The sequence below is a fragment of the Streptomyces sp. NPDC002566 genome (genome assembly GCF_042889585.1).
In the GTDB taxonomy this organism is placed as follows: domain Bacteria; phylum Actinomycetota; class Actinomycetes; order Streptomycetales; family Streptomycetaceae; genus Streptomyces.
The window spans coordinates 877,272-892,778 of sequence record NZ_JBIARD010000003.1 but is presented as its reverse complement, the minus strand read 5'-3'; the positions used below and the strand labels follow the sequence as shown (position 1 = coordinate 892,778).

Annotated in this window: 12 protein-coding genes; 11 read left to right on the top strand and 1 reads right to left on the bottom strand. The window is 69.6% G+C overall.

Going from position 1 to position 15,507, the window contains the following annotated elements:
• Window positions 1-147: 147 nt before the first annotated feature.
• Window positions 148-438, top strand: coding sequence for a hypothetical protein (locus tag ACFYXA_RS16775; RefSeq protein ID WP_352245123.1), 291 nt, complete (start codon window positions 148-150; stop codon window positions 436-438).
• Window positions 439-485: 47 nt separating this feature from the next.
• On the opposite strand, the gene ACFYXA_RS16770 is transcribed toward ACFYXA_RS16775, so the two are convergent.
• Window positions 486-1,424, bottom strand: coding sequence for a hypothetical protein (locus ACFYXA_RS16770; RefSeq protein WP_389033209.1), 939 nt, complete (start codon window positions 1,422-1,424; stop codon window positions 486-488).
• Between the two features lie 136 nt (window positions 1,425-1,560).
• Here ACFYXA_RS16770 and ACFYXA_RS16765 point away from each other — a divergent pair, with 136 nt between their 5' ends.
• The 10 genes from ACFYXA_RS16765 (at window position 1,561) to ACFYXA_RS16720 (ending at window position 15,458) form a co-directional block, all read left to right on the top strand.
• A complete protein-coding gene (locus ACFYXA_RS16765; protein WP_389033206.1) occupies window positions 1,561-4,185 on the top strand; it encodes a valine--tRNA ligase in 2,625 nt (874 codons plus the stop codon).
• 103 nt (window positions 4,186-4,288) lie between these two features.
• A complete protein-coding gene (locus ACFYXA_RS16760) occupies window positions 4,289-5,809 on the top strand; it encodes a folylpolyglutamate synthase/dihydrofolate synthase family protein (protein ID WP_130436777.1) in 1,521 nt (506 codons plus the stop codon).
• Window positions 5,810-5,813: 4 nt separating this feature from the next.
• Window positions 5,814-6,179, top strand: a complete 366-nt coding sequence (locus ACFYXA_RS16755; protein WP_130436778.1) for a DUF4233 domain-containing protein — start codon at window positions 5,814-5,816, stop codon at window positions 6,177-6,179.
• A gap of 64 nt (window positions 6,180-6,243) precedes the next feature.
• Window positions 6,244-6,657 carry a nucleoside-diphosphate kinase gene (ndk, locus tag ACFYXA_RS16750; protein ID WP_055515342.1) on the top strand — a complete coding sequence of 138 codons (414 nt, stop codon included), beginning with the start codon at window positions 6,244-6,246 and terminating at the stop codon, window positions 6,655-6,657.
• A gap of 358 nt (window positions 6,658-7,015) precedes the next feature.
• On the top strand, window positions 7,016-8,035 hold the full coding sequence (locus tag ACFYXA_RS16745; protein WP_130436780.1) for a rod shape-determining protein: 1,020 nt from the start codon (window positions 7,016-7,018) through the stop codon (window positions 8,033-8,035).
• A 163-nt stretch (window positions 8,036-8,198) separates the two neighbouring features.
• Window positions 8,199-9,140: a rod shape-determining protein MreC gene (mreC, locus tag ACFYXA_RS16740; RefSeq protein WP_389033199.1), complete on the top strand. Its 942-nt coding sequence runs from the start codon at window positions 8,199-8,201 to the stop codon at window positions 9,138-9,140.
• A gap of 13 nt (window positions 9,141-9,153) precedes the next feature.
• The gene (gene mreD / locus ACFYXA_RS16735) at window positions 9,154-9,825 is read left to right on the top strand and encodes a rod shape-determining protein MreD (RefSeq protein ID WP_352245118.1); all 672 of its coding nucleotides are present in this window, start codon (window positions 9,154-9,156) and stop codon (window positions 9,823-9,825) included.
• A gap of 142 nt (window positions 9,826-9,967) precedes the next feature.
• Window positions 9,968-12,235: a penicillin-binding protein 2 gene (mrdA, locus tag ACFYXA_RS16730; RefSeq protein WP_389033195.1), complete on the top strand. Its 2,268-nt coding sequence runs from the start codon at window positions 9,968-9,970 to the stop codon at window positions 12,233-12,235.
• Window positions 12,232-13,431 carry a rod shape-determining protein RodA gene (rodA, locus tag ACFYXA_RS16725; protein ID WP_352245116.1) on the top strand — a complete coding sequence of 400 codons (1,200 nt, stop codon included), beginning with the start codon at window positions 12,232-12,234 and terminating at the stop codon, window positions 13,429-13,431. The genes mrdA and rodA overlap by 4 nt, the downstream gene beginning before the upstream one ends.
• Window positions 13,432-13,508: 77 nt before the next feature.
• Window positions 13,509-15,458: a TIGR03960 family B12-binding radical SAM protein gene (locus ACFYXA_RS16720; protein ID WP_130436785.1), complete on the top strand. Its 1,950-nt coding sequence runs from the start codon at window positions 13,509-13,511 to the stop codon at window positions 15,456-15,458.
• Window positions 15,459-15,507: the final 49 nt, after the last annotated feature.

The window sequence follows — 15,507 nt, the reverse complement described above, 5'->3', positions numbered from 1 at the left end:
GACCCCGTCGACGTCTCGGCCAAGGACCGATTGGATCGGGTCACTGTTCTGGGGGCGCTGGATCCGAGACTGCATTCATGATCGAATCCACCTGACCAGGTTGGACATGTGTTCGAATGTTCAGCTGTGTGAAACGGGAGGGATCCGATGACTTTTCAGCGAGCGAAGCGCATGGTTGCTATGGCCGGTGTGGTGGTGGCAGCAGGAGCGCTGCCGATCCTGGCGGCCTCGCCGGCGAGTGCCAACAAGAGCACCTGTGTGAACTACATCGGCGACGCAGGGTACGCCGTGGGCGTCATGGTGAAGGGGGCATGCAGTCATCCGGCGCTCCCGCTGCCCATCGGCTCCGGCAAGTTCCCGCACCCTACGTGCTATCGGGCGCTCGTCAACGCCGGTGTCCGCCCAACGGATGCGACCCAGGCCTGCGAACTCGCCTGACGTGGTGGCGGGAGGCCGGTCAGCGAGACCGGCCCCTTGCAACCGCATCAGGCCTTGACCCGGACCTCCTCGCGGAACCTGCCGGTGAGGTCGGCGGCGGCCGCCTGGTCCGTGGCCTTCTCGGCGGCGATGTTGGCGAGGTCCATGGGCATCACGAAGCCCAGCGTGCTGTAGTCGCCCCACGCGCAGTACGAGACTTTCATAGTGCTCGGCCCCTCGCTGGTGCTCTCCTTGGACTCCATCGTGGCGTCCTGGCACTTGAGGACCGCCCCGTCGGCGGAGTCGTAGGACTTCGGCTCACCGGTCATGGTGACCTTCATGCCGTCCTCCTCCTTACCGGACTCGGACTTCATGTGCGCCAGGAAGGCGTCGACGACCTTCTCGGGGTCGGCGATCTCGCCATAGACACCGCCGAACTGGAGCATCTTCTGCGACAGGGGGTTGTCCGGGTTGCCGGCCAGGTACGAGGCGCTCACGTCCTTCGGGTTCTTCACCCCCCACTTCTCGGCGTCCTTGACGTCCTCTGAGGTCAGGCTGTCGCCTTTGCTTGAGTCCGTCTTGTACTCGGCAAGCACGGTCGCCGGAGTGGTCAGCTTGTGCGGGCCGTCGTCGGCGATGTCCGAACCGCCGCTGTTGCCGAGGAGGAGCGTCACACCCACCGCTATCGCGGCCACGACCGCCACCGCGCCGATGACGATCGCGGCCTTCTTCTTGCCGCCGCCGGCCGGCGGCGGCGGCTGCGGAACGCCGTACGGGGGCTGGCCGTAGGGCACCTGGCCCATGGGCGCGGTGGGCGGCTGCTGACCGTACGGGCCCGGCTGCTGCTGGGGGTGGCCGTAACCCGGCTGCGGGGCCGGGGGCTGCTGGGGGTAGCCATAGCCGGGCTGCGGGGCCTGCGGCGGCTGGCCGTACGGACCGGGCTGGCCGTACGGACCGGGCTGCTGAGGCTGCTGCCCGCCGTACGGGCCCGGCTGGTTGTAGCTCATTCCTGGGTTCCCCTCCAGATGCTTATGTAGTTCTCACATCCTGTCCCAAGCCGTGGGGCCCTTCGGCGGTGGGGCCCTCACCGTTACAGAACAAAGGCGTTTCGGGACTGCCCCGTGACACCCCTAAACTGAGCCCGTGACCGAGAACGCTCAGCAGCAGCCACCAGCGCCCAGCACCGAACTGCCGACCCAGTACGCGCCGGCCGACGTAGAGGGGCCGCTGTACGAGCGCTGGGTGGAGCGGGGTTACTTCGACGCGGACGCGAAGAGCGACAAGCCGCCGTACACCATCGTCATCCCGCCGCCGAACGTCACGGGCAGCCTGCACCTCGGGCACGCCTTCGAGCACACCCTCATCGACGCCCTGACCCGCCGCAAGCGGATGCAGGGCTACGAGACGCTGTGGCAGCCCGGCATGGACCACGCCGGCATCGCCACCCAGAACGTCGTCGAGCGCGAGCTCGGCAAGGAGGGCAAGTCCCGCCACGACCTCGGCCGTGAGGCGTTCGTCGAGCGGGTCTGGCAGTGGAAGGGCGAGTCCGGCGGGCAGATCTCCGGCCAGATGCGCCGCCTCGGCGACGGCGTCGCCTGGTCGCGCGAGCGCTTCACCATGGACGAGGGCCTCTCCCAGGCCGTCCAGACCATCTTCAAGCGGCTCTACGACGACGAGCTGATCTACCGCGCCGAGCGCATCATCAACTGGTGTCCGCGCTGCCTGACCGCCATCTCGGACATCGAGGTGGAGTACCAGGACGACGACGGCGAGCTCGTCTCCATCAAGTACGGCGAGGGCGACGAGACGCTCGTCGTCGCCACCACCCGCGCCGAGACCATGCTCGGTGACACCGCCGTCGCCGTTCACCCCGACGACGAGCGCTACAAGCACCTGGTCGGCAAGCTCATCAAGCTGCCGCTGACCGACCGTTCCATCCCGGTCGTCGCCGACGAGCACGTCGACCCCGAGTTCGGCACGGGCGCCGTCAAGGTCACCCCGGCCCACGACCCGAACGACTTCGAGATCGGCCGGCGCCACGACCTGCCGTCCCTCACCGTCATGGACGAGCACGCGGTCATCACCGCCCACGGCCCCTTCCAGGGCCTGGACCGGCTCGAGGCCCGCTCCGCCATCGTCGCCGCGCTGCGCGCCGAGGGCCGGATCGTCGCCGAGAAGCGGCCGTACGCCCACAGCGTCGGCCACTGCTCGCGCTGCAAGACCACCATCGAGCCGCGCCTTTCCATGCAGTGGTGGGTCAAGGTCGGCCCGCTCGCCAAGGCGGCCGGTGACGCCGTCCGCGACGGACGCGTCAAGATCCACCCGCAGGAGATGGAGAAGCGGTACTTCGACTGGGTCGACAACCTCCACGACTGGTGCATCTCACGTCAGTTGTGGTGGGGCCACCGCATCCCGGTCTGGTACGGCCCGAACGGCGAGGTCGTCTGCGCCGGACCCGACGAGGAGCCGCCCACCGGCGAGGGCTGGCGTCAGGACACCGACGTCCTCGACACCTGGTTCTCCTCCGGCCTGTGGCCGTTCTCCACGCTCGGCTGGCCCGAACAGACCGAGTCGCTCGCGAAGTTCTACCCGAACTCCGTCCTGGTCACCGGTTACGACATCCTCTTCTTCTGGGTCGCCCGGATGATGATGTTCGGCCTGTACGCGATGGACGGCACCCCGCCCTTCCACACCATCGCCCTGCACGGCATGGTCCGCGACCAGTTCGGCAAGAAGATGTCGAAGTCCTTCGGCAACGCGGTCAACCCGCTGGACTGGATGGACAAGTACGGCTCCGACGCGCTCCGGTTCACCCTCGCCCGCGGCGCCAACCCCGGTGTCGACGTCCCGATCGGCGAGGACTGGGTCCAGGGTTCCCGCAACTTCGCCAACAAGATCTGGAACGCGACCCGCTTCGCGCTGATGAACGGCGCGACGATCGAGGGCCCGCTGCCGGACGCGTCCGCGATGTCGGCCACGGACCGCTGGATCCTCTCCCGCCTCAATTCCGTCGTCGCCGAAGTCGACGCGTTCTACGAGGACTACCAGTTCGCGAAGCTCTCCGACGCCCTGTTCCACTTCGCGTGGGACGAGGTGTTCGACTGGTACGTCGAGCTGTCCAAGACCACGTTCCAGGCGGGCGGCGAGGCGGCCGAGGTCTCCAAGCGGGTCCTGGGCGAGGTCCTCGACGTGACCCTCAAGCTGCTGCACCCGGTGGTCCCCTTCGTCACGGAGACGCTGTGGACGACGCTGACCGGCGGCGAGTCGGTCGTCATCGCCGAGTGGCCCACCGACAGCGGCTTCCGGGACGCGGCCGCCGAGCGTGAGATCGAGACGCTCCAGTCGGTCATCACCGAGGTCCGCCGCTTCCGCGCCGACCAGGGCCTCCAGCCCGGCCAGCGGGTCCCCGCCCGGCTGACCCTCGACGGCACCGCCCTGGCGCCGCACGAGGCCGCCATCCGCCAGCTGCTGCGCCTCCAGCCGGAGGGCGACGCCTTCGCGGCGACGGCGACCCTGCCCGTCGCGGGCGCCACGGTCGCCCTCGACCTGTCCGGCACGATCGACGTGGCGGCGGAGCGCAAGCGGCTGGCGAAGGACCTGGCCGCTGCGGAGAAGGAGAAGGCCCAGGCGAACGCCAAGCTCGGCAACGAGGCCTTCCTCGCCAAGGCGCCCGACCAGGTCGTGGACAAGATCCGCACCAGGCTGGCGAAGGCGGACGACGACATCGCCCGCATCCAGGCCCAGATGGAGCGCCTGCCCCAGGCGTGAGCGGCGTGACAGCGGCCGAAGGCCCCCGGAGCAACCAGCAGTGTTCATCCAGCTCCGGGGGCCTTCGCCCATCTCTGTCCTCGGCCGTCCGTAGACTGGCCCCGTGAGCGACGAAGACCCCGGCAACGGCCCCCATGACACGCCCGACTCCCTCGACGCCTTCGAAGAACTCATCGCGGCCGAGACAGATCGCGACCCCGATCTCGCGGTGATCGAGGCCGGCAGCCGCACCCTGCGCACGCAGGGCGGCCCGCCGAGCTCCGACGTGCCCGCGCGCCCCGAGGACCCGGAGGTCGACAAGGCGCTGCGCGAGGTCGAGACGGAGCTGGCCACGCGGTGGGGCGAGACCAAGCTGGAGCCGTCCGTCGCCCGCATCGCCGCGCTGATGGACGTCCTCGGGGACCCGCAGCGCTCGTACCCCTCCCTGCACATCACGGGCACGAACGGCAAAACCTCCACCGCCCGCATGATCGAGGCCCTGCTCGGCGCGTTCGAGCTGCGCACCGGCCGGTACACCTCCCCGCACGTCCAGTCGATCACCGAGCGGATCAGCCTGGACGGCGCGCCGATCTCCGCCGAGCGGTTCGTCGAGACGTACCAGGACATCAAGCCGTACATCGAGATGGTCGACGCCCAGCAGGAGTACCGGCTGTCCTTCTTCGAGGTGCTCACCGGCATGGCGTACGCCGCCTTCGCCGACGCGCCCGTCGACGTCGCCGTGGTCGAGGTGGGCATGGGCGGCTCCTGGGACGCCACCAACGTGATCGACGGGGACGTGGCCGTCATCACCCCCATCGACCTGGACCACACCGACCGGCTCGGTGAGACGCCCGGCGCGATCGCCGGCGAGAAGGCCGGGATCGTCAAGCAGGACGCGACGGTCATCCTGGCCCAGCAGCCCGTCGACGCCGCCCAGGTGCTGCTGAAGAAGGCCGTCGAGGTGGACGCCACGGTCGCCCGCGAGGGCCTTGAGTTCGGGATCGTGTCCCGGCAGGTCGCCGTCGGCGGGCAGCTGCTCACCCTGCGCGGTCTCGGCGGCGAGTACCCCGAGGTGTACCTCCCGCTGCACGGCCCCTACCAGGCCCACAACGCGGCCGTCGCGCTCGCCGCCGTCGAGGCGTTCTTCGGCGTGGGCGCCCAGCGACCCGAGCCGCTGGACATCGACACCGTCCGCAAGGCGTTCGCCGCGGTGTCCTCGCCGGGCCGCCTGGAGGTCGTACGCCGGTCGCCGACCGTCGTGCTGGACGCCGCCCACAACCCGGCCGGCGCCCGGGCCACCGCCGAGGCGATCGGCGAGGCGTTCGACTTCAGCCGGCTGATCGGCGTCGTCGGCGCGAGCGGCGACAAGAACGTGCGCGGGCTCCTGGAGGCCTTCGAGCCGATCTTCGCGGAGATCGTCGTCACGCAGAACTCCAGCCACCGCGCGATGGACGCGGACGAGCTCGCCGCGATCGCCGTCGAGGTGTTCGGCGAGGACCGCGTCCAGGTAGAGCCCCGGCTGCCCGACGCCCTGGAGGCGGCGATCACGCTCGCCGAGGAGGAGGGCGAGTTCGCCGGCGGCGGCGTCCTGGTCACCGGATCCGTCATCACCGTCGGGGAAGCCCGGCTGCTGCTGAAGGGCTGAGTCCATGCGCACGCTCTGTTCCTCGACCCTGATCGGCGAGTTCTTCATCATCGGCTTCGCCGGCCTGGTCGCCATGAAGGACCCCGACCTGTCCATGTCCACGGTGTGGACGGTGTGCGGCGTCGCCATGCTGCTCAGCGTGCTGCTGTGCGCCATGGTGACCCGGCCCGGGGGAGTGGCCCTGGGCTGGGCCCTCCAGATCGCCCTGGTCGCCGCCGGCTTCGTCGTCCCGATGATGTTCGTGCTGGGCGTCCTCTTCGGCGCCCTGTGGTGGGCGTCCGTGCACTACGGCCGCAAGATCGACGAGGCGAAGGCCCGCTTCGCGGCGCAGGCGGACGCCCCGTCCCCGGACGCTGCTGACGCTGTGTGACGGGCGCGCGGACACGCCCTGTAACCTCATCCCACCGCACACCGGCAGTAGAAGGAGTCCTCCCGTGAGCCAGCGCACCCTCGTCCTGCTCAAGCCCGACGCCGTCCGTCGAGGCCTGACCGGCGAGATCATCAGCCGTATCGAGCGCAAGGCCGGCTGGCGGATCACGGCGCTGGAGCTGCGCACGCTGGACCAGGAGACGCTGGAGCAGCACTACGGCGAGCACAAGGGCAAGCCCTTTTACGAGCCGCTCGTGGAGTTCATGTCGTCCGGGCCGGTCGTCGCGCTGATCGTGGAGGGCGAGCGGGTCATCGAGGGCGTGCGCGCGCTCGCCGGCCCCACCGACCCGATCGCCGCCGCGCCCGGCTCCATCCGCGGCGACTACGGCGTCATCGTCCGCGAGAACCTGATTCACGCCTCCGACTCCGAGGAGTCCGCCGAGCGCGAGGTGAAGATCTTCTTCCCGGGCCGGGCCTGAGCGACCCCGAGGGACGGGCGGCGGGGCCGCGCCGGCGCTGCCGCTTCCGCCTCCCGCGAAGGTTTCGCGGATTTTTCTGATGGACCGTTACCCCGACCGTCCGTCTGACCTGGGACGGCCGTGTCCTTTTCGGCCGTCCCTCGGCATATGCGTGGCGATCGGGGGAACGGATGCCCCCTATGGACCGTCTCCACAAGCGAGGCGCTCCGGCATCTGCTGACAATGGCGAAGACCCTCGCGCAGTGTCCGTGCAGGCGCGTCTACGATGGAAGCCTTCACGTCACAGCACCCACCTCGCCGACCTGAGAAGCCCTCAAAAGCTCATGGGAAGGCCTGTCGAATCCTGATGGGGAACTCAATGTCGTTCATCGGCCGTGACATGGCTGTCGACCTCGGGACCGCCAACACGCTGGTGTACGTCAGGGGTCGCGGGATCGTACTCAACGAGCCGTCCGTCGTCGCGATCAACACCAACACCGGTGGCATCCTCGCGGTCGGCGCCGAAGCCAAGAAGATGATCGGCCGCACGCCCGGCAACATCGTCGCCGTGCGTCCGCTGAAGGACGGTGTGATCGCCGACTTCGAGATCACCGAGCGGATGCTCCGCTACTTCATCCTGAAGATCCACAAGCGGCGCTACCTCGCCCGCCCGCGGGTCGTCGTCTGTGTGCCCTCGGGCATCACCGGCGTCGAGCGCCGCGCCGTCATCGAGGCGTCGACGCAGGCCGGCGCGCGCCAGGTGCACATCATCGAGGAGCCCATGGCCGCGGCCATCGGCTCGGGTCTGCCGGTCCACGAGGCCACCGGCAACATGGTGGTGGACATCGGCGGCGGCACCACGGAGGTCGCGGTCATCTCGCTCGGCGGCATCGTCACCGCCCAGTCCATCCGCGTCGCGGGCGACGAACTGGACAACGCGATCATCCAGCACATCAAGAAGGAGTACTCCCTCCTCCTCGGTGAGCGGACGGCCGAACAGATCAAGATCACGATCGGTTCGGCGTACGACCTCGACGCCGACGAACACACCGAGATCCGCGGCCGGGACCTGGTGTCCGGGCTGCCGAAGACCGTCGTCATCTCCGCCGCGGAGGTGCGCAAGGCGATCGAGGAACCGGTCAACGCCATCGTCGACGCGGTCAAGACCACCCTCGACAAGTGCCCGCCGGAGCTGTCCGGCGACATCATGGACCGCGGCATCGTCCTGACCGGCGGCGGTGCCCTGCTGCGCGGCCTCGACGAGCGGCTGCGGCGCGAGACCGGCATGCCGATCCACATCGCCGAGGACCCGCTGGACAGCGTGGCGCTCGGATCCGGCAAGTGCGTCGAGGAGTTCGAGGCGCTCCAGCAGGTCCTGGACGCCGCGCCGCGCAGATGACGTAACGCTTCGATTCCGCCGTACGAGACGATCTCTCCTCGTGCGGCGGATCGTTGCAATAGAGGCATAAGCTCCCACAAAGCGCCCCTTGGCCGCACAGGCCGGGGGCCACCCGAATTCCCGCAGAGGAAATTCCTACAGAGGAAGGGCACGGCCGCCGCACGTGAGGGACACACGAGAGAGCCGGCTGCTCCTGGTGCTGCTGATCGCCGTCGCGTTCGCGCTGATCACGGTGGACATCCGCGGCGGGGAGGACTCCCCGGTCGACGGTGCCCGACGGGCCGCGGCCGCGGCCTTCGGCCCCATCGAGGACGGCGTGTCCTCGGCGGTCGACCCGGTCGGCAACGCCGTCTCCGCGGTCCGCGACTCCGGTGAGCGCCACGACCGGCTCGCGGAGCTGGAGCAGCGCAACGCGGCTCTCGAGGCGAAACTCGGCAGCGACGACCGCAACCGCAGCCGGCTGACGCAGCTCGACAAGATGCTGAAGCTCGCCGGCGCCGGCCAGTACGGGATCAAGGGCGCCCAGGTCATCGCGATAGGAGCGGCCCAGGGTTTCTCCTGGACCGTCACCATCGACATCGGCGCCGCCGACGGCGTCAAGCGCGACATGACCGTCCTCAACGCCGACGGCCTCGTCGGCCGGGTGACCACCGTCGGCCCGAACACCTCGACCGTGCTCCTCGCCAACGACCCCGACTTCACCGTCGGCACGCGCATGGAGGCCGGCGACGAACTCGGCTTCGCCTCCGGGCAGGGCGACCGGCCGCTGCGCGTCGAACTCCTCAACGGCAAGGCGGAGGTGAAGGCGGGCGACCGGCTCGTCACCTTCGGCTCCCAGGCGGACCGGCCGTTCGTGCCGGGTGTCCCCGTCGGCGTGGTCTCCCGCGTCGACCCCTCCGGCGGCGACCTCACCCGCACCCTCTACGTCACGCCGTACGTCAGCTTCACCAAGCTCGACATCGTCGGCGTCGTCGTCGCGGCCCCGAAGAAGGACCCGCGTGACACGGTGCTCCCCGCCAAGCCCAAGCCGGTCCCCACGCCGACGGTGACCGTCACGGTCACCCCGAACGCGAACGCAACCGCCGACGGCCAGGACCAGCAGTAGGAGCTGACAACGAATGCGCGTCAACCGGATCCTGCTCTCCGTCCCCCTGGTGATCGTCGCCCTGGTCGTCCAGGTGAGCGTCCTCGCCCGCCTCCACCTGCCGGGCGCCGTGCCCGACCTGCTGCTGCTGACCGTGCTGGGGCTCGCCCTGGTCTACGGCCATGTCGGCGGCGCCCTCATCGGCTTCGGCGCGGGACTGCTCGCCGACCTCGCGCCGCCCGCCGACCACGCCGCCGGGCGCTACGCCCTGGTGCTGTGCGTGATCGGCTATCTCGCCGGGCTCGTCAAACCGGAGAACGGCCAGGTCAAGTCGGCCACCGGGCCGATGGTGGTGGTCGTGGCCGCCGCGGTCGGCTCCACCCTGCTGTACGCGGGCGTCGGCGCCCTCGTCGGCGACACCGCGGCCCGCGGCGTCGGCCTGACCGGCCTGCTGTTCTCGGCGGCCCTGTACGACCTGCTGCTCGCCCCGTTCGTGGTGCCGGGCGTGATGTTCCTGGCCCGGCGCTCGGAGAACGACCCGCTCGCCGAGACCACCTCCGGCGGCAAGGCCGCCGACATCTCCTCCGGCTGGCACTCCTCCGGGACGGGCCTGAGGGTCGGCGGACAGCGCGGCGGACTGCGGATGAAGGCGGCCCGGGCCCGGGTGGCGCGGGCCGGGCGCATCAAGGGGGTCAAGCGGCTGTGAGCGGCGGCGAGTTCACCCGGACGGGGGACGGCCCCGGCGGAACGGGGCGGAGCGGGCCGGACGTTCATCATTCGTACGCAGCGACATCCGCATCCGCACAGAGAGACGTACGTCAGCGCACCGAGAGGGGGAGGCAGCCGCAGTGACCAACATTCCCGAGACCGGGCGGACGCCACGGGTCCAGATCCGGCTCGTCGTGATCCAGATCCTCGTCCTCTCCCTGCTCGGCACCCTCGGCGGCAGACTGTGGTACCTCCAGATCCGGGAGGGCGCCGCCTACGCCAAGGAGGCCTCCGGCAACCACGTCCAGCAGGTCGTCGAGCCCGCCGTGCGCGGCTCCATCCTGGACGCGCGGGGCGTGCCCCTCGCCGACAACGAGACCCGCCTCGTCGTCTCCGCCTCCCGCACCGACCTGCTGAAGCAGAAGGACGACGGCAAGGCCGTCCTGACCAAGCTCGCGGGCGTCCTCGGCATGAGCGCCGAGGAGGTCACCCAGAAGGTCCGGCTGTGCGACGCGAAGACGCCCCAGCCCTGCTGGAACGGCTCGCCGTACCAGCCGATCCCGATCACCGACGAGGCCACGGCCAAGCAGGCGCTGCAGATCCGCGAGCGTGCCGAGGACTTCCCCGGCATCACCGCCGAGCCGGAGGCCGTGCGCCGCTACCCGGCCCCCGGCGCCGCCAACACCGCCCAGGTCCTCGGCTACCTCTCGCCGGTCACCGACGAGGAGATCACCAAGGCCCAGGACACCGACTCGCCCTACCTGCGCTCGGACCAGGTGGGCCGCAGCGGCCTGGAGCGCCAGTACGACAAGCAGCTGCGCGGCAAGGCCGGCGTCACCCGCTACGAGGTCGACAACCTCGGCCGGGTCATCGGCCAGGCCGAGGCCGACGCGGCGCAGCCCGGCTCCAACCTCGTCACCAGCGTCGACGCCCGGGTGCAGCGGGTCGCCGAGTTCGAGCTCAACGAGGCGATGAAGGCCGCCCGCAAGGAGTGGGACCGCAACACCAACGAGCGCTACAAGGCCGACTCCGGCGCGGTCGTGGTGATGGAGGCCAAGACCGGCCGCATCGTCGCCATGGCGTCCAACCCGACCTACGACCCGAACGCCTGGGTGGGCGGCATCTCCGCCAAGGACTACAAGCGGCTCACCGGCAAGTCCTCGAACTACCCGCTGCTCAACAGGGCCATACAGGGTCAGGCAGCCCCCGGCTCGGTGTTCAAGGTGGTCTCCACGGCCGCCGCGGTCCAGGCCGGCTACCCCTTCGACGGCCGCTACAACTGCTCCAGCTCGTACTCCGTCGGCGGCCAGGTCTTCAAGAACTTCGAGTCCCAGAACCACGGCCCGATCAGCCTCGGCCGCGCGCTGGAGGTCTCCTGCGACACCGTCTACTACGGGCTGGCGCACCGTGAGTGGCAGAAGGACGGCGGTATCAACCCGAAGAAGAAGCCCAAGGACTTCTTCTACAGGACGGCCCACCAGTTCGGCCTCGGCGCGGAGACCGGGATCGACCTGCCCAACGAGGTCAGCGGCCGCGTCCCCGACCGCGAGTGGAAGCAGGCGTACTGGGACGCCAACAAGAGCGCCTGGTGCAAGACGGGGAAGAAGGACGGCAGTTACGTCGAGAAGATCGCGTACGAGAACTGCCTCGAAGGCAACAAGATGCGCGCCGGTGACGAGATCAACTACTCCATCGGCCAGGGCGACACCCTGGTGACGCCGATTCAGATGGCCACCATCTACGCGGCCATCTCCAACGGCGGCACGCTCTACGACCCGACGGTCGGCAAGGCCGTCATCAGCGCCGACGGCAAGAGCGTCAAGGAGATCAAGCCGAAGTCGCACGGCAAGCTGCCCGTCAGCAAGCAGACGCTGGCGCAGATGGACGACGCCCTCGCCGGCGTCGCCACCCGCGGCACCGCCGCCTGGCGCTTCGGCGGCTGGCCGCAGGACAAGATCCAGATGCACGCCAAGACGGGCACCGCCGAGGTCTACGGCAAGCAGACGACGTCGTGGTTCGCCACGTACACCAAGGACTACGCGATCGTGATGACGATCTCCCAGGGCGGTACGGGTTCCGGGGCCTCCGGCCCGGCCGTGCGCAACATATACGACGCGCTGTACGGCATCTCCGACGACGGCACGATCACCCCGAAGAACGCGCTGCTGCCCACCCCGCAGAAGGGCCTGCCCACGATCAAGACGGACGGCACCATCGCGTCCCCGAAGATCTCCAAGGACCCGGCGAAGGAGCAGCAGGCCTTCCAGAAGGCCCCCGAGGAGGGCGCAGTTGCGGCCGGCGGTTCGCAGCCGGCGGCGACGGTGGCCTCGCCCGAGGCCAACCGCGACACCCGGCGGCGACGACGGCGCGGTCCGCGCGGGCGGGGAAGCCGGAGGGTGAGCTCATGACCGGCGCGAACGGGTTCTCCGTCTCCGGGTACGGGCCGCAGAGGGCGGGCTGGACGCGGCTGTTCGCCCGCGACTCGGTCGCCCGGCGTCTGGACTGGCCGATCCTGCTGTCGGCCACGGCCCTGTCGCTGATCGGCTCGGTGCTGGTGTACTCGGCGACGCGCAACCGCACCGAGATCAACCAGGGCGACCCGTACTACTTCCTGATCCGGCATGTGATGAACACCGGGATCGGACTCGCCCTGATGGTCGGGACGGTCTGGCTCGGCCACCGCGCCCTGCGCAACGCGGTGCCGGTCCTCTACGGGCTGTCGGTGCTGCTGATCCTGCTGGTGCTCACCCCGCTGGGCTCCACGGTCAACGGCGCGCACTCCTGGATCGTGCTGGGCGGCGGCTTCTCGCTCCAGCCCTCGGAGTTCGTGAAGATCACGATCATCCTGGGCATGGCGATGCTGCTGGCGGCCCGGGTCGACGCCGGTGACAAGCCCCACCCCGACCACCGCACGGTCCTTCAGGCACTGGGTCTCGCCGCGGTGCCGATGATGATCGTGATGCTCATGCCCGACCTCGGATCGGTGATGGTCATGGTCATCATCGTGCTGGGGGTGCTGCTGGCCTCGGGCGCCTCCAACCGCTGGGTCTTCGGCCTGATCACCGCGGGCGCGGCCGGCGCGATCGCCGTCTGGCAGCTGCACATCCTCGACGAGTACCAGATCGCCCGCTTCGCGGCCTTCGCCAACCCCAGCCTCGACCCGGCGGGCGTCGGCTACAACACCAACCAGGCCCGGATCGCGATCGGTTCGGGCGGACTGACCGGAGCGGGACTGTTCGAGGGCTCGCAGACGACGGGTCAGTTCGTGCCCGAACAGCAGACGGACTTCGTGTTCACGGTCGCCGGTGAGGAGCTGGGCTTCGTCGGCGGCGGCCTGATCATCGTCCTGCTCGGCGTGGTCCTGTGGCGCGCCTGCCGCATCGCCCGGGAGACGACCGAGCTGTACGGCACGATCGTCGCCGCCGGGATCGTCGCCTGGTTCGCCTTCCAGGCCTTCGAGAACATCGGCATGACGCTGGGCATCATGCCGGTCACCGGACTCCCGCTGCCGTTCGTGTCGTACGGCGGATCGTCGATGTTCGCGGTGTGGGTGGCGGTGGGACTGCTGCAGTCGATCAGAGTGCAGCGGCCCATGTCGGCCTGATTCCCGGGCGGTCCGAGGGCCGCCGGGGGCGCGTTACGCTTGATGGTCACCCCTGCCAGCTCAAGAAGGTTCGAGAGATGCCTGTCGCATCGGTCTTCCCGCAGCTCGAAGCTCTGCTCCCGCATGTGCAGAAGCCGATCCAGTACGTGGGCGGCGAGCTGAACTCCACCGTCAAGCCCTGGGACGACTGTGACGTCCGCTGGGCGCTGATGTACCCGGACGCGTACGAGGTCGGTCTGCCCAACCAGGGCGTCATGATCCTCTACGAGGTACTCAACGAGCGGGAGGGCGTCCTCGCCGAGCGCACGTACAGCGTGTGGCCGGACCTGGAGGAGCTGATGCGGGAGCACGGCGTCCCGCAGTTCACCGTGGACAGCCACCGCCCGGTGAAGGCCTTCGACGTGTTCGGCCTGTCCTTCTCCACGGAGCTGGGCTACACGAACATGCTCACCGCCCTCGACCTCGCGGGCATCCCGCTGGAGTCCAAGGACCGCACGATCGACGACCCGATCGTCCTCGCGGGCGGCCACGCGGCCTTCAACCCCGAGCCGATCGCCGACTTCATCGACGCGGCCGTCATCGGCGACGGCGAGCAGGCCGTGCTCGACATGACGGAGATCATCCGCGCGTGGAAGGCGGAGGGCCGCCCCGGCGGCCGCGAGGAGGTCTTGCTGCGCCTGGCCAGGACCGGCGCGGTGTACATCCCGGCCTTCTACGACGTCGAGTACCTGCCCGACGGCAGGATCGGCCGTGTGGTCCCCAACCGCTCGGGCGTGCCGTGGCGTGTGTCGAAGCACACGGTCATGGACCTCGACGAGTGGCCCTACCCCAAGCAGCCGCTGGTCCCGCTGGCCGAGACGGTCCACGAGCGGATGTCCGTGGAGATCTTCCGCGGCTGCACCCGCGGCTGCCGCTTCTGCCAGGCCGGCATGATCACCCGCCCGGTCCGCGAGCGGTCCATCACCGGCATCGGCGAGATGGTCGACAAGGGCCTGAAGGCGACCGGCTTCGAGGAAGTCGGCCTGCTGTCGCTCTCCTCCGCCGACCACAGCGAGATCGGCGAGGTCGCCAAGGGCCTCGCGGACCGCTACGAGGAGGACAAGATCGGCCTGTCCCTCCCGTCGACCCGTGTGGACGCCTTCAACGTCGACCTGGCGAACGAGCTGACGAGGAACGGCCGCCGCTCCGGTCTCACCTTCGCCCCCGAGGGCGGCTCCGAGCGCATGCGCAAGGTCATCAACAAGATGGTCTCGGAGGAGGACCTGATCCGCACGGTCGCCACCGCCTACGGCAACGGCTGGCGGCAGGTGAAGCTGTACTTCATGTGCGGTCTGCCGACGGAGACCGACGAGGACGTCCTCCAGATCGCCGACATGGCGATGAACGTCATCCAGAAGGGCCGCGAGGTCTCCCGCTCCAACGACATCCGCTGCACGGTGTCGATCGGCGGGTTCGTGCCCAAGCCGCACACGCCGTTCCAGTGGGCGCCGCAGCTGTCCGCCGAGGAGACCGACGCCCGGCTGGAGAAGCTCCGCGACAAGATCCGCGGCGACAAGAAGTACGGCCGTTCGATCGGCTTCCGCTACCACGACGGCAAGCCCGGCATCGTCGAGGGCCTGCTGTCCCGGGGCGACCGCCGGATCGGCGCCGTCATCCGCGCCGTCTACGAGGACGGCGGCCGCTTCGACGGCTGGCGCGAGCACTTCTCCTACGACCGCTGGATGAGCTGCGCGGACAAGGCGCTGGCACAGTTCGGCGTCGACGTGGACTGGTACACCACCCGTGAGCGCGGCTACGAGGAGGTCCTGCCCTGGGACCACCTGGACTCCGGTCTCGACAAGGACTGGCTCTGGGAGGACTGGCAGGACGCCCTCGACGAGACGGAGGTCGAGGACTGCCGCTGGACGCCGTGCTTCGACTGCGGCGTGTGCCCGGCGATGGGCACCGAGATCCAGGTCGGGCCTACGGGGAAGAAGTTGCTGCCGCTCTCGGTGAAGCAGCCCGCGGGCAGCGGGCACAGCCACTGAGCGAGCTGCGCTCGACGCGGTGAGGGGCGTTCGAGGGGTCGGTGACCCT